A 20833-nucleotide genomic window follows, 5' to 3' on the forward strand; every position below is an offset into this window, starting at 1 on the left:
ATTCGGTTGATACCAGCCAAACAGGCTGTTAAAAAGGCCGTCTGAAACCCAAAATCAGGTTTCAGACGGCCTTTATTTATTTACAGGTTTAGTTTTTCCGTGCGGTAACAAACTCGGCCAGTTGGCGCAGGCGCAGGGCTTTGTCGCCGAATGGCTCGATCAGGGCAACGGCTTCTGCAATCAGCGTTTCTGCGTAAGTACGTGCGGCCTGCAGGCCCATCAGTTTGACGTAGGTCGGTTTGTCGTTGTCCGAGTCTTTGCCGGCGGTTTTGCCCAAGGTGGCGGTATCGGCTTCGCAGTCCAATACATCGTCGATCACTTGGAAAGCCAGGCCCAATTTGGCGGCGTAGTGATCTAAGGTTTGGATTTGCGCCGGTGTTAAGTCCGGGCAGGAAAGTGCGCCTAAGGCCACGGCCGCGCGGATGAGTGCGCCGGTCTTGAGGCTGTGCATCTGTTCCAATTCGGCCTGATTCATGGCTTTACCGACATTGGCAAGGTCGATGGCTTGTCCGCCCGCCATGCCGAGGCTGCCTGATGCTTGGGCCAGCGTGGACAACATGGCAAGCTGGCGTTCGGCAGACAGGCCTGTCGGACGGCTCAATACATCAAAGGCTTGGGTTTGCAGCGCATCGCCGACCAAAAGGGCGGTTGCTTCATCGTATTGCACATGGCAGGTCGGTTTGCCGCGGCGCAGGCTGTCGTTGTCCATCGCCGGCATATCGTCGTGAACCAGCGAATAGACGTGCACCATTTCGATGGCTGCCATCGCCTGCTCGACGGCATTTTGGTTTGCTTCGCCCAATTCGGACGCGGCAAGCACCAAGAGCGGGCGCAGCCGTTTGCCGCCGTCGAGGGTAACGTAACGCATGGCTTCGTGCAGCGTGTGCGGCACTTGGCTTTCAGACGGCAAGAAATGCGCCAGCAGCAATTCGGTTTGCGCTTGGGCTTTTTGCTGCCATGTTTTGAGTTTATTCGCCGGGTTCAAGGTTCAACTCCTTCAGTTCGCCGGCATCCAAGACTTGCAGTTTCTGCTCGACTTCCGCCAATTTGGTTTGGCAGTATCTGACCAATTCGTTGCCTTCCTGATAGGCGGCCAGGGCGTCTTCCAGCGGCATTTCGCTGCTTTGCATGGCTTGGGTCAGGGTTTCGAGGCGGGATAAGGCTTCTTCAAAGGATTGGGGGGCGTTTTTTTTCATGGTTTGAAATGATGGGCAGAAAAGGGGAATTGTAGCATTTTTAGATGATGAAGGCCGTCTGAACAGGGGATGAAAACGAAATCAAAGATTTCTGTTTCTGCGTTCAGACGGCCTTTTTTCAAACGGAATAACGTTATCAGCCCGGTAAAACGGCTTTTTGATAGTTGAGCGCAATAAACTGCTTCTCGGCATCCAATTCGGTGATTTTGAACAATGCCTGTGATTTGGGCAGCGCGTCAAACGGGATACCGGTCGCGCGCGTTACCAGCGGCAGGCCTTCAATGCGGACGAGGTCTTCTTTGAGGATGGTGGCCGTCAGCTCGCTCGTGCCTTGCTGTTGCAGATAGACGAGGCTCCAGTAGGCTTCCATTTGGCGTTGGAAGTCGGCGTAGGCTGTATAGGCGGCATCGAAGTCGCGCAGCGCGGCGAAAAGCTCGGCATCGCTGTTTTGATACAGTGGCTCGGCAGAGTCGTCGATCAGGCTGATCAGCTGCTTTTGGTTGATGTAGTCGGCGGCGCGGCGCAGCGGCGAGGTAAACCAGCCGTAATGCTGTACGCCCATGCCGATGTGCGGCTCGGATTTGGTGCTCATGCGCACTTTGCCTGCCGGTTGGACGCGGAAAAGGCCGGGCAGCTCGTTTTCGTCCAGCATTTGCGCCCAAGTGCTGTTGGCAAGAATCATCATCTCGCTGACCAGCGTATCGATGGGCGAACCGCGTTCGCGGCGGACGACGGATACGTTGCCTTCCTCATCCAATTCGATGCTGTAATCGTATTGCGGCGCACGGTCGGGCTCGTATTTGCCGCGCGCTTTTTGTAAGGCGATGGCAAATTGATAGAACCAAATCAGGTCTTGATGGTGGGCGAACATCATTTCGCCCGCTTCGTCCAAGCCGGTTTCGGCGTTGAAATGCGGCTCGATGGCTTGGATGCGCAGGTTTTCGGCGATATTGACGGCTTCGATTTTGCAGGTCGGCTCACCGACGTTGAATTCGCTGTCCACATCGAAATAAATGCTGACGGCAGGACGGTACGCGCCCGCATCGAGGCTGAACGCGGCAATCCAGTTTTCGGGCAACATGGTGATTTTACCGCCGGGGAAATAAACCGTGCTCAAGCGTTCCATGATGTTTTTTTCCATTTTGTCGCCTTGCTTAATGGCAAGTGACGGCGCGGCAATGTGGATACCGACGCGTTTCATGCCATTGCCCAAATCGGTCAGGCTCAAGGCATCATCCACTTCGGTGGTCGATTCGTCGTCAATGGAAAAGGCGGTAACGTCGGCCTTGGGTAAGTCGGGCATTTCAGGAAGCTGAAGGTCGGGGAAGCCTGTTCCTTTGGGGAAGTATTTGATTTCAAACCCGTCTTGAAGGTATTGGGGAATGGACGTAATGCCGCCTGTCTTTTTCGCCAGTTCGTAAGCAGAGATTTTCAGCGCATCGGCGGCTTTGGTAAAGGCTTTGTAGGTCAGCGACTGCTTGTCGGGTGCGTGTAAGATGGTTTTCAAATCCGCCGCGATTTCAGACGGCATCTCGCCACATTTCAAGGCTTCTGCCCAAGCGTCGATTTGCGCGTCTTGCTGTTTTTTGCGTTCGATGGCGGCAAGCGCTTGTTTTAAGGTTTCTTCGGGCGCAGCTTTGAACACGCCTTTGGCGTTTTTGTAGAAATACATCGGCGCGGCGTACAGCGCAATCAAAGTCGCCGCCAGCTCGGTTTTGGTCGGCGCATGGCCGTAATATTCTTCGGCGATGGCTTCGGCGGTAAATTCCTCTTCGCCGCATACTTCCCACAATAAATCGGTGTCGATGTCCGCCGCCTGTGCCTGCGCGTTCTCCAAAAATGCAGCCATATCGCCGTTAAACTCGGCAAAGACATTGTTTGCCTTCACTTTGGTGCGTTTGCCGTGTTGGGTATCGACTTGGTAGGTGGCGTCGTTTTTTTGGACGATGGAGGCAACTTTGAATTGGCCGGACTCTTCGTAAAAGATATTCATTTTTTTAGGATTTTATGATTTGTAGGAAACGCGTGATTTTAGCAGATTTGCACAAGAAAGGCCGTCTGAAAAACATACTTTCAGACGGCCTGTTCAAACGGCGGATGATTAATACTGATATGCCGCCAGTTTGCGTTTGATTTCAGGCAGGGCGGCGCGTGCGGCCTGTTCGCCCAATTGGATGGCGCGTTGTTTTTGGTCGAAACCGCCAACCGAACCCAGCTCCAAAACCTGCGGTTTGATGACCACATTGGCTTGTCCCAATTCTTGGCGCAACGCAGTTTGACTCATTACGTTGAAGGTTTGGTCAAGATAGGAGAACATGCCTTGGCTGACGTTTTTGGCCGGACGGGCGGAAATATCGACGGCAATGATGAAGTTTGCCCCCAGTTTTTTCGCCGCGCTGACCGGTACGGGCTGCGACAGGCCGCCGTCCACATATTTGCGGCTGCCGATAACGACTGGTTGGAACACGTTCGGAATCGAAGCAGAAGCGCGGACGGCCTGTCCGGCATTGCCTACGTTGAACACCACCGGTTTGCCGCTTTCAAAATCGGTCGCAACGGCGGCAAATTTGATGGGGAACTGCTGCATCGGGCGGTTGCCGACTTTGCGGTTGATGTAGTTTTGCAGTTTTTCGCCTTTGATGAAGCCGCTGGTGGACAAGGTCAAATCCACCAAATCGGTTTTACCCAAAATTTCCGCTTCCAATTCGAGGCGGTCGGGCGACATTCCCGAAGCGTACATACTGCCGACAATCGAGCCGGCGGATGTGCCGGTAACAATTTTGACCGGAATATTGTTTTCTTTCAAAACCTTAATAATTCCGATATGGGCAAAGCCTTTGGACGCGCCGCCGCCCAAAGCCAGCGCAACCGTGGCTTTCGGTTTGGGTGCAGGACGCGAAACCGTATTTTGACCCTGCGTAGAAGGTTTGGATTGCGGCGCGTTGCTGCTCGGACAGGCGGCAAATACCAAGACGGACGAAGCGGCTAAAAACGTTTTGAATGTGGAAAAAAGTTTATTCATGTTCAGACAGCCTTTAATATGTCGAAAGGGTTATTTTACTCTGAAATTAAGTCGAAAGGCCGTCTGAAATCAGGTTTCAGACGGCCTTTTAAATCAAGCTCAAGCCAATTCGAGCTGTTTTTCCAAGCTTTCGACCAGTTGGTCGTCCAAATTCAAAGCTTGGGACAAACGGCTCAGGAACACGATTTCCTTGCGCGACAAGTCCGCGCAGACCAATCGGGCCGCCAGATAAGTTTCAGCTGCCAAAGCCTCGTCGCTGCCGACTGAAGCGGCAATTTGCTCGATAGAGGCCGGTTGCGCATATTCCGCCTGCAACCATGCCGCCGTTTCCGCATCGCTGCCGCTTTCACGCTCAATCGCCGCGCGTTCCGCATCGTCAATCAGGCCGTCTGAAGCCGCCGCCGCAATCATCGTTTGCAAAATTACACGGCTGTGGTTTTCGCCAATCAGACCGGCAGGTTGGAACGCACTTTGCGGCAATTCGTCCTGCTGGCGGTTTTGTTTCCAGTTTTGATAGCCTTTATAAGCCAGAAAACCCAAAGCAGCGACCGAGCCGGCCTTTACCAGCTTCTTCGTATTTTTCTTTTTCAACAGCATCGATGCCAAAGCACCCGTCAGCGCGCCACCGCCGAAAGAATTGAGCGGGCTGTCTGCAACCGCTTTGCCGCCTTTTTGAGCCGCACCCAAAACCTGATTGAGCAACTGACTGAAATCCATAAAAAAATCTCCTGAAAACAAATACATTGCAAATATAGGGCAGAAACACCAAAAAACCAAGCCAAAGAAAGTTAAAAGGTGCAAACAAGTTTTCAGACGGCCATAGCCGACTTTCGGTACAATCACACCATTCCAAACAATAAACCCCATCATGACCGATACCGCCCAAATCATTACCAGCTATGGCCGCCGTTATATCGTCCGCACCACCGACGGCCAAACATATGACGCCACCACCCGCAAAAAACGCGTCGATTTCGCCTGCGGCGACCAAGTCCGCATCAGCCCCATCAACGGCGAACAAGTCGTGATTGAAGACTATCTCCCACGCGAAAGCCTGCTCTACCGCCAAGACGCGTGGAAAACCAAACTGATTGCCGCCAACGTTACCCAACTCCTCATCGTCACCGCTGCCAGCCCCTCACCTAGCGAAGCCCTGTTGCAACGCGCCCTCCTCGCGGCAGAAGCGGCCGGCATCGACGCCGTTATCGTCCTCAACAAAGCCGACCTCCCCGAAACCGCCCAATGGCGCGAGAAACTCAAATTCTACGAAACCCTCGGCTACTCCGTGGTCGAAACCAACGCATTGGAAAACGCCGACATCCTGCGTCCCATATTAGAAGGGCAAACCAACATCCTGCTCGGACAAAGCGGCATGGGCAAGTCCACCTTGACCAACGCCCTACTCGGCAACCAGGCCGCCCGAACCGGCGACATTTCCACCGCGCTCGACTCCGGCAAACACACCACCACCCACGCCCAACTATACGATTTAAATGCAGAAACCCGACTCATCGACTCCCCCGGCCTGCAAGAATTCGGCCTGCACCATCTCCAAGCCGCCGATTTATTACAATACTTCCCCGACCTGCGCCACCTCATCGGCCAGTGCCGTTTCCACAACTGTACCCACCGCGCCGAACCCGGCTGCGCCGTCAAAGCCGCTGCCGAATCAGGTGAAGCCAAACCCGAGCGCATCGAATTTCTGCAACGCGTTACCGATGAATTGTTGAGATAAAGTTTTAACGGAAATAAGTGTTTGGATAAATAAAAAGGCCGTCTGAAAATTTCAGACGGCCTTTTGTTGAAGCATAATCAAATTTACCTTTCAACCGGTATCGCTACCTTAGCGGGAAAGAGACGGTGCTTTTCGTGGCGGATTGATCATGAGAAGAACGGCTTCTTCAATTTTTTTGTCCTCCCGATCATGGAGCTCTACCGGAAATTTCAGACGCAACACTGCAACAATAGCGCCAACCGATAAGCCTGCATCATGAAGCAACTCAATTTCTTTAAGTATCGGTGCGGAAAGGTTTAACATGGTTTCTCCTTAAGATTTGATACTTAGCCCACTTTATCCCCAGGCTGTGCGCCTGCATCAACATCGAGGAGCTTAAGTTTGCCCTCTGCCGTGGCGGCGGAGAGGATCATGCCTTCGGATACGCCGAATTTTGCCATTTTGCGCGGGGCGAAGTTGGCGATGGCGATAACCATGCGGCCGTTCAATTCGGCAGGATTTGGGTAAGACGCGGCGATGCCGGAGAAGATGATGCGTTTTTCAAAACCGAAATCGAGGTCGAATTTCAAAAGTTTGGTGCTGCCTTCGACGGCTTCGCAGTTCAATACTTTGGCGACGCGCATGTCGATTTTCATAAAGTCGTCGAAGCTCGCCTGTTCGGCGACTTTTTCGTATTTGCTCTCTTCGGCGGCAGGCGCGGCTGCGGCGGCGATGCTTTGTTTGTTGGCTTCGATTAAATCGTCCACTTGTTTTTGCTCCACTCGTTGCATTAAATGTTCGTATTTGTTGATGGCGTGTTCACCCAAGGTTTCGCGTGTGTTTGCCCAAGTGATGGCTTCCAAATTCAGGAATTTGGCGGCGTTTTCGGCCACTTTCGGCAATACGGGGGCGAGGTAGGCTGTCAACATGGTAAAGGCGTTGATGAGTTCGCTGCATACTTCGTGCAGGCGTTCGTCTTGGCCTTCCTGTTTGGCGAGCTCCCACGGTTTGTTGGCATCGACGTATTCGTTCACGGCGTCTGCCAATGCCATGATGTCGCGCAGGGCGCGGGCGTATTCGCGGTTTTCGTATTGCTCGGCGATGGTGTCGCTTTCGGCGGCGAGTTTTGCCAGCAATGCGCTGCCTGAAACGTTTTTCAGACGACCTTCAAAGCGTTTGGCGATGAAACCTGATGCGCGTGCGGCGATGTTGACGTATTTGCCGACGAGGTCGCTGTTGACGCGGCTGATAAAGTCTTGCAGGTTCAAATCGATGTCTTCGATTTTGCTGTTGAGTTTGGCGGCAATATAGTAGCGCATCCACTCAGGGTTCAGGCCTTGTTCCAGATAGGATTTGGCGGTGATGAAGGTGCCGCGCGATTTGGACATTTTTTGTCCGTCGACGGTCAAAAAGCCGTGTGCGTACACGCCGGTTGGGGCGCGGTGGCCGGAGAAATGCAGCATGGCAGGCCAGAACAGGGCGTGGAAATAGAGAATATCTTTGCCGATGAAGTGGTACATCTCGGTTTGGCTGTCGGCTTTGAAGTATTCGTCAAAATCGATGCCGATGCGGTCGCACAGGTTTTTAAACGATGCCATGTAGCCGACGGGCGCGTCCAGCCAGACGTAGAAGTATTTGCCCGGCGCGTCGGGGATTTCAAAACCGAAATACGGCGCGTCGCGGGAAATGTCCCAGTCAGACAGGGTGGTTTCTTCGCCTTCGCCCAGCCATTCTTTCATTTTGTTGAGGGCTTCTGGTTGCAGATGAGGCTTGCCGTCGTGCGGATTGTTGCCGGAAGTCCATGCTTTGAGGAAGTCGGCGCATTCGCCCAGTTTGAAGAAGAAGTGTTCGGATTCGCGCAATTCGGGTTTGGCACCGGATACGGCGGAATACGGGTTAATCAGTTCGGTCGGGGAATAGGTCGTGCCGCAGACTTCGCAGTTGTCGCCGTATTGGTCTTGGGCGTGGCATTTCGGGCATTCGCCTTTGACGAAGCGGTCGGGCAGGAACATTTGTTTTTCAGGGTCGAAAAGCTGCTCGATGACGCGGCTTTCGATTTTGCCGTTGGCTTTCAGCGCGCGGTAAATGTCTTGGGAAAACTGTTTGTTTTCAGGGGAATGGGTGCTGTAATAATTGTCGTAGCCGATGTTGAAACCGGTAAAGTCGGCGAGGTGCTCTTCGCGCACTTTGGCAATCATGTCTTCGGGCGCGATGCCTTGTTTTTGCGCGGCAAGCATTACGGGCGTGCCGTGGGTGTCGTCGGCGCAGCAGTAGTGGCACTCGTGGCCGCGCAGTTTTTGGAAGCGTACCCAAACGTCGGTTTGGATGTGTTCGACCATGTGGCCGAGGTGGATGCTGCCGTTGGCATACGGCAGCGCGGAAGTGACAAGGATTTTGCGTGTCATGGTTTGTGCTTTTAAAAACAATGGATAAAGATGTCGGGAATTATACCGCAAAACAATACGCAAAGGCCGTCTGAAACCCGATTGCCGGTGTTTCAGACGGCCTTTTGAGACTTAGCAGAAAGATTAAGACCTTTCGATTCGGTTCAGCATCTTCGCTTACGAAATCATCATCCCGCGCGATTGGGATTGCGCCAACTGCCTTTGTTGCGTTTCATATTCAAACTGTTGTTCCGTTTGCTTACTTTGAGCCACGCTGTCGGCAACAGGCGTCTGAGCCGCTGTTTTGGGATCGACGATGGCGACATCCAATTCTTCCATATCATGGATAACGTGGAGTTTGCCGTCCACCCTACCGATAACGTCGGCATCGGTCATTTTCGCTTTTTGCATGGCGACGGTAATGAAGGCGGCTGTGTTGTTGAATTCCGTAGCGGATTGGTAGACATTTTCCCTTTGGTTGAGTTCGGTAAGCAGGATTCTGGCTTTTTCGTATAGGGGTTGCACGTCGGGGGAAAAGCCACCTGCCGCCTGCGCATATTGATACGGCTGTTCGCGTTCGTTTTCACTGATAAGCCACTGTCCGAAAGTACGGCTGGGCATTTCTCTTTTGATGGTGCGGTTCAAATTGCTGTCGGGCATCTGGTTGGGAATCTTGTCGAACTCTTCAATATTCGGCAATACCCTGATTGCCCCTTCGTGCGAATTATTACGGGTTCTGCCCACCTCTACCCCCTCGAAATGATGGATGTATTCCTTACCCTTATATATTCCGCTGCGGTAGAGGGCGGTAAAAGTAAAGTCGATGCAACTGTTGGTCGTCCAGTTATAAGTGCTTCTGTTGAAACCGTAATTTTGAGGGTTTTCCCCAAATTTCTGTAATGCTTTATATTGTTCTACGGTAATCTCCATAGTGCGTTCGTAAACCGGATTTCGGTACTCTTTGTGCTCGCCTTTTTGTACATCCCCCGGTTTGTCGGGATGATACCAATGATATTTCTCGGTATCTTTAGGCGGAGCAAAACCGTAGGAATGGATGGTACGTCCGCCATCTTCGCTGATGCCGTAGAATACATGACCGGGCAGGGAGGTTTTTTGCTGCTTTGTTTCCTCATCCAATTGAGGTTTCCCCGTGTCTATATCAAATAGAGGTGTGCCGGGTGCAGCCACATAAATGGTCAAAGTGTATTTTTTGTTATTCATTACATTTCCTGTTTAAAAAATTATTTGCCGCTAGGTGGAAAACTTACATATACCGCCAATTTAAGCTTCGGATAGTCAGGATATTGGTGTAAGGCTCGGATTGATAGGCGGTAATAGCCTCCTTTTTCCTGTATTAGGAAATACGCCATCGAATTTTCATAAATGCTGTATTCTTCACCGTCAAATACTCTTGGAGACGGACTGCTGATAGCAGTATCTGCTATAAATTGTGTCTGATTGCTTTGAAATCGAGGTATATTGACTGCCTCGAGAGGAGCATCAAACAAATCCGAACGATAGATATGGCTGTCGCTCAGTCCAATTTGGGTTTTCTTTCCGTTTTTATCGAAATGGGCAAGTTTTGTCTCAAATTTTAGCAATTTATTTTTAATTAAAATATCATTCATGATAATCCCATTATCAATGTCAAAATATTTTTTATCTTCATACGGATACATTGTCATAATATATATGGTTTGATTACGAGCCTGATTCTTAGGAAGATATTTTTTCTTCAATTTGAAATAAAACACCTGCTCCTTCTTCGGATCGATAACCAACGGCTGCTCAAACGGCACTTCGTACACCGGATGTCCGTCAACCTCTTTCGGCACGTCTTTGTACGGGTCGCCGTATTGGGAACAGGCACTTAAAAGGGCTGTTAGAAATCCCAAAATCGTCAGGGTACATCTTTTTCCGCTCATAATAATTTCCTTTCTGTAAAATCATTTTGGGGTACGTTCTATATTGACATAAATACCTAATTTCAACTTGGGATAATCGGGATATTGCTTCAACGGTCTAACCGTAAGTTTGTAATATCCCCCTATATCCTGTATTAAAAAACCTGCTACGATAATATTGGTTGAAAGATAGTCTTCGTGATCTATAGAGCAGCAATATAAACTGTTACAGTATATTTTTTTAATCCGTCCACCATGATTTATCCTTGAAAAAAATTTGACTATAATATTTGTTTTCCTAATATACAGAGGAAAATTATTAAAATTGTACCGAATAAATTGGTTGCAATCGCTGCAAAAAATGCACTCCATGCTGATTTTGTAAAAAATCTTGGCTTCTTAATTGAAGGATAAATTGAACTTATAAAACAAAACAGTCCCCAAATATAATAGAAAATCCATGCAATGCCTGCTTTGGTATCTATAGAAGTCAAAATATCGTATGCCATCCAACAATACAAAACCAATGAAAGAAATATTGCGCCAATTACTGCCCCGCTGCGTAAACGCATATATAGGCAATAACTCGCTGCAATAGAAACCCAAAAACCAAGTAAATTTTCAATAAGACTCCGATCTATCGAAAAGTATCCATAGTATCTTATGTTGATATAGATTAAATAAGCCAAAGGCAATAACAGACTCAGAACAACGCTTACAATAGCAATCTTCTTTTCTAAAGCTATTGGTTGCTTCATACGTTCACCAATAAGGGACGGTTTTTTTTGACATAAGTTACCTTATTTAATCTAAATTAATAATCCATTCCATCACATACACAATTTACGTTTTTGGAATTTACAAAAGTTACTCGTATCGAACAAATTGTCCTTCAGTTTGAACTTTACATTGCGCCTGTCAAGTTTTCCATCCACAGATAGATTAAATTGAATAGATATATTTTGACTCGAGGAAGAAATCTTAATTTCAGGACTTTCCACCTGCATACTATTCCAGTCCTTTTTATCCAATCTATATCCTATTGCGTTAAAAACCTCTCTATTATTAACTGTTAACTTCTCCAGAATAACATTTTTTGCAGATGTATCATGCCATATTTTTAAACTGTGCGGAGATTCATGTAACATATAGTTTCTAATCAGGAATATTATCAATAGCGCTATAATATAATACCAGCAAACCCATACAAAGTTATTTTAAAAAATTCTGGTATAAATGTTTTCATTTACTAATTCCCAAGAAAAATATCGATTCAATCATTGCTTTCTATTTTATATCAGAATAACAGCAATTCGTCTGAAAACCAATCCTAACCCGTTTTCAGACGACCTTACTTTACTTATTGCTACCCACCTTTCAACGAGGCTACCTTCACCGCCCCCTTCAGCCGTTTGGTAAACATTCCATCCTGATAGTAGCGAATCTTGTTTACCTTCGCCGGATGTGCCATACCTTCGTAAATGATGATTTCACTGTCCTGACTCATTCCTTTCAATTCCTGCGGCAGCATCAGCGCGCGGCGCTCTTCGCTTTCCGAAACGCTGCGTTCGCGTCCGCGGCTGACGTTTTTGCGTTTTACTGTGGTATAGCCCAACATTTCGGAGTATTCGTTCGCATCCTGCTGCTCCCTCGGCGTATAGATGATTTGCAGCGCATGGTTGGTGATGATCGTGCGGGCGTATTCTTTGCCGTAAACGGCGTCCAGTTGGGCGACGGATTGGATAATCGGAAACAAGCGGATGTTGTAGCCCGCCATGTAGCTGACGGAATGGGCAATGATTTCCACTCTGCCTATGCTGGTAAATTCGTCCATCAGCAACAGGCACTGGTGTTTCAAATCGGGATTGTCCTGCGGTAACTCTTTGGTGTTTTGGTTGATAAGTTGGGAGAAGAACAGGTTGACGATGACCCTCGATTCGGCAAGCTTGTTGGGCAGGATGCCGATATAGACGGTCATTTTCTTTTTGCGCACGTCGGTGAGCAGGAAGTCATCGGCGGAGGTGGCGGCGTCAATGACGGGGTTGATCCACGGGTTGAGCGGTTCTTTAAAGGTACCCATGATGGAGCCGAAGGTTTCCTTCTCTTGGGAGATTAAACCGGAAAAGGCGGTTTTGGCTGCTTCACTCAGGAAGGTTTTTTGAGACAGGGAGGTAAAGTATTCTTTGAGTTCGGTACCGTTGCCTGAAGAAAGGCGGTAAATCTTGCCTAGAGTGCACGGAGGCTGACTATTGGACAATAAGATGCCGTTGTTGCTTGCTTTTTTGCGGTATGCGTGCTTATCGAACAGGTATAACGAAAACGCCAAAAACGCATTTCTTGCCTGAGCCACCCAGAACTTATCCCGGCTGTCCCCGTCCGGATACAGCATTGCCGCTATCGACATCAAATCCGATACCCGCTGGTCGGGATCGGAAGAAACATAGGTAAACGGGTTCCAACGGTGCGTCCTACCATCCTCGGCAAAAGGGTTGAACAGATAGACTTCCTGACCCAATACCTTTTTGCGGTAGCCGCTGGTCAGGTTGAAGTTTTCCTGTTTGATATCCAAAACTACGACCGAGCTTTTGTAACTCAACAGGTTCGGTATCACGATACCGACACCTTTACCCGAGCGGGTCGGTGCCGCCAGCAATGCAAACTGCTGGCCGCTGTAATGCAACAGCTTGCCGTTGTATTTGCCGACGACTAACGATGTATCGGATTGCTTGAAAAAGCCTGCCTTTACCAGGTCCGACATTCCTGAAAACCTTGCCTCGCCGTGCAGGCTGGGGGAAGCTGTCCTCCATATGGGAACGAGGCTGAACAGGTAGGCCAGCAACGGCAGACCGAAGCCGGCTATACCTGATGTCTTAATTTGTAAAGAATACGCTGCAACCTGAGGAAGATGCAGCGTATTGAAATATTTGAACCATGTCGTCAGTACCAGCGGGGTTTTATCCAGTCCCAGCCATTGCAGTAAGATAAAGCCGGAAAGGTAGCTGCCGGCAACCAAGGAAAGCAGCAATAAAATTGCCGTAATGATGAATTTGTTGCGTAGGGTCATTTTTATATGCCTCTTAACTTTAGATGATTAAATCGGTTTTAGAAATCAATAAGCAATCTTTAGCAGTAAAGGTCGTCTGAAAAAGCTTTCAGACGACCTTTTTTACACAAGGTTCTTAACCGCGTACGCGTTCGATTTTTGCGCCTACGCCGCCGAGTTTTTTCTCGATGTATTCATAGCCGCGGTCGAGGTGGTAGATGCGTTCGACGATGGTTTCGCCATCTGCGACCAAACCGGCCATGACGAGGCTGGCGGAGGCGCGCAGGTCGGTTGCCATCACGACGGCGCCGGAGAGTTTTTCCACGCCTTTGATGTAGGCGGTGTTGCCTTCAGTGGTGATGTCTGCACCCATGCGGTTGAGTTCGGGAACGTGCATGAAGCGGTTTTCAAAAATGGTTTCCACCACGCGGCTGCTGCCTTCGGCAATAGCGTTCATGGCCATAAACTGCGCCTGCATGTCGGTTGGGAAGCCTGGGTGGACGACGGTGCGGATGTCGACGGCTTTGGGGCGTTGCTGCATGTCGATGGAAATCCAGTTGTCGCCTGCTTCGATGATGGCGCCGGCTTCGGTCAGTTTGTCCAACACGACTTCCATGGTTTTTGGGGCGGCATTGCGCAGGACGACTTTGCCGCCGGTCATGGCGACGGCGCAGAGGAAGGTACCGGCTTCGATACGGTCGGGAACAACGCTGTGTTCGCAGCCGTGCAGCTCTTTTACGCCTTCGATGGTCATGGTTGCTGTACCGATGCCGCTGATTTTTGCGCCCATTTTGACAAGGCATTCGGCCAAATCAACGACTTCGGGTTCGATGGCGCAGTTTTCGAGGATAGTGGTGCCTTCGGCAAGTGTGGCCGCCATCAACAGGTTTTCAGTGCCGCCTACGGTCACGACATCCATGGTAACGCGCGTGCCTTTCAGACGGCCTTTGGCTTTGACGTAACCGTGTTCGATGGTGATTTCCGCACCCATGGTTTCGAGGCCTTTGAGGTGTTGGTCAACCGGACGCGAACCGATGGCGCAGCCGCCGGGCAGGCTGACTTGGGCTTCGCCGAAGCGGGCGAGGGTCGGGCCTAAAACCAAGATGGATGCGCGCATGGTTTTTACCAGCTCGTAAGGTGCGCAGGTGTTGTTGACAGTGCCGCCGTTGATTTCAAATTCGGAGATGTTGTCGGTCAAAACGCGTGCGCCCATGCCTTGCAGCAGTTTTTGGGTGGTTTTGACGTCGGCGAGCATGGGTACGTTTTTCAAGCGTAAAGTGCCGGAAGTCAGCAGGCCGGCACACATCAGCGGCAGGGCGGCGTTTTTTGCGCCGGATACGATGATTTCGCCGTTGAGGGGGCCGTTGGCAGAGATTTTGAGTTTGTCCACAGGATGTCTTTCGTTATTTGTCTGCACGGTTTATGCCGCACAAATGAAATGAGATGAATAATAAACCATCAATTATAAGGGATTATGCCCTTGCTGTTAGATTTGGCAGTATTAAATTTTCACAAGGTTTGTTTAAGTTGCGAAAGGATAAGATTTCAGGCCGTCTGAATGGTTCAGACGGCCTGTTTGCCAAGGCTTATTTTTTGGCTTTGAAGCCTAAGAGGTGTTGCGTGGTGGCCAGCCATGCGCCGAATACGCCCAGCGCGATGACGAAGCCGAATACCAGCGACACTTCGCTAAATGTGAAGAAACGCCAGCCGATGTTCAGGCCGTAGGGTTTGAAAATCGCGTCCACCAGCGGCCGTACTTCTGCCAGCAGCCAAGCCGACAAGCCCAAGCTGACGGCGGCGGAGAAAATACTCTGCCACATTGCCTGATAAAGGAAAGGACGGCGGATGAAGGAAGCGGGCGCACCCAACAGCTTGGTGATTTCCAACTCTTCCTTGCGGCTGAGGATTTGCAGGCGGATGGTGTTGTGTGCCACCAAGACAAAGGCCATGCCCAAAGTCAGCGAGAGGAACCACAAAATCTTGCGGATAAATTCGTTAATACGATAAAGGGTTTGTACCCATTCCGTATCCATGGTTGCCGATTCGACGCGCGGCAGTTTGGTAATGTCTTTATAGATGGCCTGCATCTGATCCGGAGAAGTGGCAGGGTCGGGCGTAACGATAAAGACGTCGGGCAACGGGTTGCCATCGAGCATGGAAACGAGGTTTTGGTCGAGATTGGTCTGCAATTCTTCCAAACCTTCCTGCTTGCTGATAAAGCGGACTTTATCGATACGGCTGTCGCGTTGGAGCAGGTTTTTCACCGTATCGGCATCAGAACTTGCCGCATCGGTGTCCATATAAACCGTAATTTGCGGCGACTCGTTGAGTTTGCCCAATACGCTTTGACCGCTTTGGATGCCTAAATACATAAAAAGCGGCAAGGTCATGGCAACGGCAAGCATGAGCAGGGTCAGCAGCGTGCCGATGGGTTGGCGCAAAAGCTCTTTGAGCGCGGCGCGTGCCGATTCGACGTGTAACGAGATGTAATGAATCATGCTCATGCGAGACGTCCTTTCTGCAGGCGCAAGACGCGGTGGCCGTAATCCGCCATCAGCGTTTCATCGTGCGCCGCAACAATCACGGTCGTGCCTGCTTCATGGAAGGTTTTGAACAATTCCATAATATCCAACGCGTAGGCGCGGTCGAGGCTGGCGGACGGCTCGTCGGCAATCAGCAGGCTGGGTTGGTGAACCACTGCGCGCGCGATGCACAAACGCTGTTGTTCGCCGCCGGACAAAGTGATGGGCATATCGTTTTCGCGGCCTTTCAAGCCGACTTTCTCAATCGCAATACGCGCGCGCTCTTCCGCTTTGCGCGGCTGATAGCCGCTAATCCGCAAAGGCAGGATAACGTTTTGCAAGACATTGCGGTCGTAGAGGATTTTGTGGTCTTGGAAGACAATGCCGATATGTTGGCGCATAAAGCCGATCTGATTGTCGCTCAAGGTGCCGAGGTCTTGATTGTTGAACCAAACCTTGCCTTTGGTAGGCTTGGTAATGCCTGAAATCAGCTTCAAAATGGTGGATTTGCCCGAGCCCGAATGGCCGGCGATAAAAATCATCTCACCTTTGTTAATCTGGAAACTGACATTTTTCAGGGCTTCGAAACCGCCGGGATAGGTTTTGGAAACTTGTTCGAAACGGATCATGGGTTTTCCTGAAAATAGGGATTCAGACGGCCGGCGTCATCGATAGGGCAACATGTCGTCTGAAAAAATGGGGATATTCACAGATTATAAATATTTCGGCTGCTTTTTGATAGTGAAACCCCGGTTCTGCCTGTGGATACACTGCCAGTTTGCAACACAAAGCAATATGGTTTGAAAAAAGGCCGTCTGAACGATTGGGTTTCAGACGGCCTTTTGAGTTTATCGGCGTATTCCCCCAAAAGTAGGAATACAAACAAAGATAAGCAATGTTTCTAATTGAATCCTTATTCAAAATAGGCAACAATACCCAGAATAATTTCGTAATATTAAGTGGGAATAAATATGGATCATTCCGTTCATAACAAGTTGGTTTCTTTTATCTGGAGCATTGCAGACGATTGTCTGCGCGATGTCTATGTGCGCGGTAAATATCGTGATGTGATCTTGCCGATGTTTGTACTTCGCCGTTTGGATACCTTGCTTGAGCCAAGCAAAGAAGCAGTATTGGAAGAAGTACGCTTTCAAAAAGAAGAATTGGCATTCACCGAATTGGATGACCTTCCCCTTAAAAAAATTACCGGCCATGTTTTTTATAACACCTCAAAATGGACATTAAAATCCCTCTATCAAACCGCCAGCAATACGCCGCAGTATATGCTGGCCAATTTTGAAGAATATCTTGATGGTTTTAGTGCCAACGTGCAGGAAATTATCAACTGCTTCAAGCTGCGTGAACAAATCCGCCACATGTCTCATAAAAATGTTTTGCTGAGTGTGTTGGAAAAATTTGTCTCCCCTTACATCAATCTTACCCCTAAAGAGCAACAAGACCCGGATGGCAACAAATTGCCAGCTTTGAGCAATCTTGGCATGGGCTATGTGTTTGAAGAACTAATCCGTAAATTTAACGAAGAAAACAACGAAGAAGCCGGTGAACACTTTACGCCACGCGAAGTGATTGAGCTGATGACGCATTTGGTCTTTGATCCGCTAAAAAACCAAATCCCGGCGATTATTACGATTTACGACCCGGCTTGCGGCAGCGGCGGTATGCTGACCGAATCACAAAACTTTATTGAACAAAAATATCCGCTGCCAGAATCGCAAGGCGAGCGCTCGATTTTCCTATTCGGTAAAGAAATCAACGACGAAACCTACGCCATCTGTAAATCCGACATGATGATTAAAGGCGACAACCCTGAAAACATCAAAGTCGGCTCTACTCTTGCTACCGACAGCTTCCAAGGCAATTACTTTGACTTCATGCTTTCCAATCCGCCATACGGCAAAAGCTGGAGCAGCGACCAAGCTTATATTAAAGACGGCAACGATGTTATCGACAGCCGCTTTAAAGTCAGCTTGCCTGATTACTGGGGCAATGAAGAAACCCTCGATGCCACGCCACGCTCCAGCGACGGACAGCTGCTATTCCTAATGGAAATGGTCAGCAAAATGAAATCGCCGAATGACAACAAAATCGGCAGCCGAGTGGCCTCCGTGCATAACGGCTCAAGCCTCTTTACTGGCGATGCAGGTTCAGGAGAAAGCAATATCCGTCGCCATATCATTGAAAATGATTTGCTGGAGGCCATCGTACAGCTGCCTAACAACCTGTTCTATAACACAGGCATTACCACCTATATCTGGTTGCTGTCCAACAACAAACCTGAGTCGCGCAAAGGCAAAGTTCAGCTGATTGATGCCAGCCTATTATTCCGTAAGCTGCGTAAAAACCTCGGCGACAAAAACTGTGAATTCGCGCCGGAACATATTGCGGAGATTACCCAAAACTATCTTGATTTCACCGCCAAAGCACGCGAAACCGACAGCCAAAATGAAGCGGTCGGCTTGGCTTCGCAGATTTTTGACAATCAAGATTTCGGCTATTACAAAGTCACCATCGAACGCCCGGATCGTCGTTCTACACAATTTACCGCCGAAAATATTGCGTCTTTACGTTTTGACAAAGCCCTGTTTGAGCCGATGCAATATCTTTATCAGCAACATGGCGAACAAGTTTACAACGCCGAATATTTAGCCAAAACCGAGCCAGAAATCAGCGCTTGGTGTGAGTCGCAAGGTATTGCCTTAAACAACAGAAACAAAGCCAAGCTGCTGGATGTCAAAACGTGGGAAAAAGCCGCCGCACTTTTTCAGACGGCCTCAACCTTGCTCGAACATTTCGGCTCAACCCAATTTGACGATTTCAACCAATTCAAACAAGCCGTGGAAGGCCGTCTGAAAACCGAAAAAATCTCCCTTTCTACCACAGAGAAAAAGGCCATTTTCAATGCCGTAAGCTGGTACAACGAAAATACCGCCAAAGTGATTGCCAAAACACTCAAGCTCAAACCAAACGAATTGGACGCCCTTTGCCAACGCTACCAATGCCAAGCCGACGAGCTGGCAGACTTTGGCTATTACGCCACCGGCAAAGCGGGCGAATATCTCCAATACGAAACCAGCAGCGACTTGCGCGACAGCGAATCCATACCGCTCAAACAAAATATCCACGACTATTTCAAAGCCGAAGTGCAACCGCACATCAGTGAAGCATGGCTGAATATGGAAAGTGTGAAAATTGGCTATGAAATCAGCTTTAATAAATATTTTTACCGCCACAAACCATTGCGCAGCCTTGCAGAAGTGGCCCAAGATATTTTGGCGTTAGAAAAACAGGCTGACGGCTTGATTAGTGAAATTTTGGAGGAAATCTATGAGTGATTTAATTATTTATAATACTGATGACGGCAAAGCCAATGTTGCATTATTAGTGATGGAAAACGAAGCTTGGCTTACACAAAATCAGTTGGCAGAACTTTTTGACACCTCTGTACCAAATATAACCACTCATATAAAAAATATATTAAAAGATAAAGAGTTAGATGAAAATTCAGTTATTAAGGATTATTTAATAACTGCCCAAGACGGCAAAGAATATCAAGTGAAACATTAAACGAAGATTTAAAAATATTAGAAAATCGGCAAAAAGAAATCAAACAGTTAAAAGATAAACGATAGTTAAAGGTATGCCCCCTACAAAAGCGGTCAGATTTTAAGGATTTTTTACAAATGAGACGATACGAGAGTTACAAAGATTCGGGTGTGGAATGGCTGGGGGAAGTGCCGAGCCATTGGGGATTGACTATAGGAATGAATGTATTCAGAGAAAATAAACGTGATAATAAAGGAATGAAAGAAAAAACTGTTCTTTCATTGAGTTATGGTCAAATAATTATAAAACCTGAGGAAAAATTAGTTGGCCTTGTTCCTGAATCATTTGAAACCTATCAGATTGTAGAACCAAACGATATTATTATTCGTTGTACTGATTTGCAAAACGATCAAACTAGTTTACGAACAGGGTTAGCAAAAGATAAAGGTATTATTACGAGTGCTTATCTGAATTTAAAGGTTATAAATAATTATTCTGCTAAATTTTTACATTATTATCTTCATACTTTAGACATTACTAAAGTACTTTATAAATTTGGTTCTGGACTGAGACAGAATTTAAGTTTTTTAGACTTTAAACGGTTACCTATTATTGATATTCCTCTCTCCGAACAACAAAAAATCGCACAATTCCTAGACGATAAAACCGCTAAAATCGATCAGGCGGTGGATTTGGCGGAAAAGCAGATTGCCCTGTTGAAAGAGCACAAGCAGATTCTGATTCAAAATGCCGTAACCCGAGGCTTAAACCCTGATGTGCCGTTAAAAGATTCCGGTGTGGAATGGATAGGGCAAGTGCCGGAGCATTGGGAAGTGAAGAAAATTACTCATATTTTCCCAAATATTGGTAGTGGTACAACACCAAACTCTAGTGATCCTAGTTTTTATGAGGGAAATATTAATTGGTTGCAAACGGGTGATTTAACTGATGGATATATTTATAAAACCAGCAAAACAATTACTCATAAAGCCTTACAAGCTTATTCAACTCTGAAAATTTATCCTAAAAATAGTCTTGTAATTGCTATGTATGGAGCAACAATAGGAAAAGTTGGATTACTGCAAATTGAGACAACAACAAATCAAGCTTGTTGTGTATTAAGCACAGCTTTGAATATAGAAATGAAGTATGTTTTTTATCTATTTCAGGGAATAAAAGAAAGTTTAGTTGCTATGTCTTATGGCGGTGGTCAACCTAATATAAGCCAAGAAAAAATAAAAAGTCTAAAGTTGCCTTTTCCAAATGCGAGCGAGCAAGAACAAATCGCAGACTACCTAGACAAACAAACCGCTAAAATTGACCAAGCCATCGCATTAAAAACAGCCCATATTGAAAAGCTAAAAGAATACAAAAGCGTGTTAATTGACTATGCGGTAACCGGCAAGGTGCGGGTATCGGTGTGAAAAGTGCGGCCAAAAAATCCGATGGATTTTGAATATTGGCGCTACAACTTGGGCGTAATG

General features: G+C 48.2%; 17 protein-coding genes and 1 pseudogene. 4 read left to right on the forward strand and 14 right to left on the reverse strand.

Annotation, left to right across the window (positions count from 1 at the left end; all coding sequences use genetic code 11):
- Positions 1-88 precede the first annotated feature (88 nt).
- The 5 genes from HMPREF2608_RS09015 to HMPREF2608_RS09035 all read right to left on the reverse strand — a co-directional run bounded on the left by HMPREF2608_RS09015 (position 89) and on the right by HMPREF2608_RS09035 (position 4935).
- Positions 89-985 carry a polyprenyl synthetase family protein gene (locus tag HMPREF2608_RS09015; protein ID WP_070826696.1) on the reverse strand — a complete coding sequence of 299 codons (897 nt, stop codon included), beginning with the start codon at positions 983-985 and terminating at the stop codon, positions 89-91.
- The gene (locus HMPREF2608_RS09020; RefSeq protein ID WP_003681131.1) at positions 969-1196 is read right to left on the reverse strand and encodes an exodeoxyribonuclease VII small subunit; all 228 of its coding nucleotides are present in this window, start codon (positions 1194-1196) and stop codon (positions 969-971) included. Before HMPREF2608_RS09020 ends, HMPREF2608_RS09015 begins: the two co-directional genes overlap by 17 nt.
- Positions 1197-1332: 136 nt before the next feature.
- Positions 1333-3189, reverse strand: coding sequence for a ribonuclease catalytic domain-containing protein (locus HMPREF2608_RS09025; RefSeq protein WP_070826697.1), 1857 nt, complete (start codon positions 3187-3189; stop codon positions 1333-1335).
- 108 nt (positions 3190-3297) lie between these two features.
- Positions 3298-4218: a patatin-like phospholipase family protein gene (locus tag HMPREF2608_RS09030; RefSeq protein WP_070826698.1), complete on the reverse strand. Its 921-nt coding sequence runs from the start codon at positions 4216-4218 to the stop codon at positions 3298-3300.
- Between the two features lie 99 nt (positions 4219-4317).
- On the reverse strand, positions 4318-4935 hold the full coding sequence (locus HMPREF2608_RS09035; protein WP_049349212.1) for a tellurite resistance TerB family protein: 618 nt from the start codon (positions 4933-4935) through the stop codon (positions 4318-4320).
- Between the two features lie 151 nt (positions 4936-5086).
- On the opposite strand from HMPREF2608_RS09035, the gene rsgA reads away from it, so the two are divergent.
- Positions 5087-5953, forward strand: a complete 867-nt coding sequence (gene rsgA / locus HMPREF2608_RS09040) for a ribosome small subunit-dependent GTPase A (RefSeq protein WP_070826699.1) — start codon at positions 5087-5089, stop codon at positions 5951-5953.
- Positions 5954-6061: 108 nt separating this feature from the next.
- Here rsgA and HMPREF2608_RS09045 read toward each other — a convergent pair whose 3' ends face one another.
- The 9 genes from HMPREF2608_RS09045 to ftsE all read right to left on the reverse strand — a co-directional run bounded on the left by HMPREF2608_RS09045 (position 6062) and on the right by ftsE (position 16414).
- Entirely contained in the window at positions 6062-6256 is a 195-nt protein-coding gene (locus HMPREF2608_RS09045) for a virulence regulator (protein WP_070826700.1), read from the reverse strand.
- Positions 6257-6279: 23 nt separating this feature from the next.
- On the reverse strand, positions 6280-8337 hold the full coding sequence (gene metG, locus HMPREF2608_RS09050) for a methionine--tRNA ligase (protein WP_070826701.1): 2058 nt from the start codon (positions 8335-8337) through the stop codon (positions 6280-6282).
- 156 nt (positions 8338-8493) lie between these two features.
- A complete protein-coding gene (locus HMPREF2608_RS09055) occupies positions 8494-9537 on the reverse strand; it encodes a hypothetical protein (RefSeq protein WP_070826702.1) in 1044 nt (347 codons plus the stop codon).
- Between the two features lie 20 nt (positions 9538-9557).
- Complete coding sequence (locus HMPREF2608_RS09060; RefSeq protein ID WP_070826703.1) at positions 9558-10241, reverse strand: hypothetical protein; 684 nt, start codon at positions 10239-10241, stop codon at positions 9558-9560.
- Between the two features lie 260 nt (positions 10242-10501).
- On the reverse strand, positions 10502-10978 hold the full coding sequence (locus HMPREF2608_RS09065) for a hypothetical protein (RefSeq protein WP_070826704.1): 477 nt from the start codon (positions 10976-10978) through the stop codon (positions 10502-10504).
- A gap of 608 nt (positions 10979-11586) precedes the next feature.
- On the reverse strand, positions 11587-13284 hold the full coding sequence (locus HMPREF2608_RS09070; RefSeq protein WP_070826705.1) for a type IV secretory system conjugative DNA transfer family protein: 1698 nt from the start codon (positions 13282-13284) through the stop codon (positions 11587-11589).
- A 115-nt stretch (positions 13285-13399) separates the two neighbouring features.
- Positions 13400-14653 carry a UDP-N-acetylglucosamine 1-carboxyvinyltransferase gene (murA, locus tag HMPREF2608_RS09075; protein WP_049333045.1) on the reverse strand — a complete coding sequence of 418 codons (1254 nt, stop codon included), beginning with the start codon at positions 14651-14653 and terminating at the stop codon, positions 13400-13402.
- 196 nt (positions 14654-14849) lie between these two features.
- The gene (ftsX, locus tag HMPREF2608_RS09080) at positions 14850-15767 is read right to left on the reverse strand and encodes a permease-like cell division protein FtsX (RefSeq protein WP_003747810.1); all 918 of its coding nucleotides are present in this window, start codon (positions 15765-15767) and stop codon (positions 14850-14852) included.
- A complete protein-coding gene (ftsE, locus tag HMPREF2608_RS09085; RefSeq protein ID WP_003681151.1) occupies positions 15764-16414 on the reverse strand; it encodes a cell division ATP-binding protein FtsE in 651 nt (216 codons plus the stop codon). Before ftsE ends, ftsX begins: the two co-directional genes overlap by 4 nt.
- 342 nt (positions 16415-16756) lie before the next feature.
- Between ftsE and HMPREF2608_RS09090 the strand changes: the two genes are divergently transcribed.
- The 3 genes and pseudogenes from HMPREF2608_RS09090 to HMPREF2608_RS09100 all read left to right on the forward strand — a co-directional run bounded on the left by HMPREF2608_RS09090 (position 16757) and on the right by HMPREF2608_RS09100 (position 20773).
- A complete protein-coding gene (locus tag HMPREF2608_RS09090) occupies positions 16757-19138 on the forward strand; it encodes a type I restriction-modification system subunit M (RefSeq protein WP_070826706.1) in 2382 nt (793 codons plus the stop codon).
- Positions 19131-19367: pseudogene (locus HMPREF2608_RS09095) on the forward strand (hydroxyacid dehydrogenase); the annotation flags it as partial. The gene HMPREF2608_RS09090 and the pseudogene HMPREF2608_RS09095, both read left to right, overlap by 8 nt.
- 119 nt (positions 19368-19486) lie before the next feature.
- Complete coding sequence (locus tag HMPREF2608_RS09100; RefSeq protein WP_070826708.1) at positions 19487-20773, forward strand: restriction endonuclease subunit S; 1287 nt, start codon at positions 19487-19489, stop codon at positions 20771-20773.
- Positions 20774-20833 lie beyond the last annotated feature (60 nt).

The sequence above is a fragment of the Neisseria sp. HMSC064D07 genome, from assembly GCF_001837185.1.
Taxonomy (GTDB): Bacteria; Pseudomonadota; Gammaproteobacteria; order Burkholderiales; family Neisseriaceae; genus Neisseria; species Neisseria flavescens_C.

What these genes read in the sequence shown, in the direction of transcription:
- HMPREF2608_RS09020 (WP_003681131.1), bottom strand. Translation starts at nt 1,196, where the DNA reads ATGAAAAAAAACGCCCCCCAATCCTTTGAAGAAGCCTTATCCCGCCTC.
- HMPREF2608_RS09025 (WP_070826697.1), bottom strand. Translation starts at nt 3,189, where the DNA reads ATGAATATCTTTTACGAAGAGTCCGGCCAATTCAAAGTTGCCTCCATC.
- HMPREF2608_RS09030 (WP_070826698.1), bottom strand. Translation starts at nt 4,218, where the DNA reads ATGAATAAACTTTTTTCCACATTCAAAACGTTTTTAGCCGCTTCGTCC.
- HMPREF2608_RS09035 (WP_049349212.1), bottom strand. Translation starts at nt 4,935, where the DNA reads ATGGATTTCAGTCAGTTGCTCAATCAGGTTTTGGGTGCGGCTCAAAAA.
- rsgA (WP_070826699.1), top strand. Translation starts at nt 5,087, where the DNA reads ATGACCGATACCGCCCAAATCATTACCAGCTATGGCCGCCGTTATATC.
- HMPREF2608_RS09045 (WP_070826700.1), bottom strand. Translation starts at nt 6,256, where the DNA reads ATGTTAAACCTTTCCGCACCGATACTTAAAGAAATTGAGTTGCTTCAT.
- metG (WP_070826701.1), bottom strand. Translation starts at nt 8,337, where the DNA reads ATGACACGCAAAATCCTTGTCACTTCCGCGCTGCCGTATGCCAACGGC.
- HMPREF2608_RS09055 (WP_070826702.1), bottom strand. Translation starts at nt 9,537, where the DNA reads ATGAATAACAAAAAATACACTTTGACCATTTATGTGGCTGCACCCGGC.
- HMPREF2608_RS09060 (WP_070826703.1), bottom strand. Translation starts at nt 10,241, where the DNA reads ATGAGCGGAAAAAGATGTACCCTGACGATTTTGGGATTTCTAACAGCC.
- HMPREF2608_RS09065 (WP_070826704.1), bottom strand. Translation starts at nt 10,978, where the DNA reads ATGAAGCAACCAATAGCTTTAGAAAAGAAGATTGCTATTGTAAGCGTT.
- HMPREF2608_RS09070 (WP_070826705.1), bottom strand. Translation starts at nt 13,284, where the DNA reads ATGACCCTACGCAACAAATTCATCATTACGGCAATTTTATTGCTGCTT.
- ftsX (WP_003747810.1), bottom strand. Translation starts at nt 15,767, where the DNA reads ATGAGCATGATTCATTACATCTCGTTACACGTCGAATCGGCACGCGCC.
- ftsE (WP_003681151.1), bottom strand. Translation starts at nt 16,414, where the DNA reads ATGATCCGTTTCGAACAAGTTTCCAAAACCTATCCCGGCGGTTTCGAA.
- HMPREF2608_RS09090 (WP_070826706.1), top strand. Translation starts at nt 16,757, where the DNA reads ATGGATCATTCCGTTCATAACAAGTTGGTTTCTTTTATCTGGAGCATT.
- HMPREF2608_RS09100 (WP_070826708.1), top strand. Translation starts at nt 19,487, where the DNA reads ATGAGACGATACGAGAGTTACAAAGATTCGGGTGTGGAATGGCTGGGG.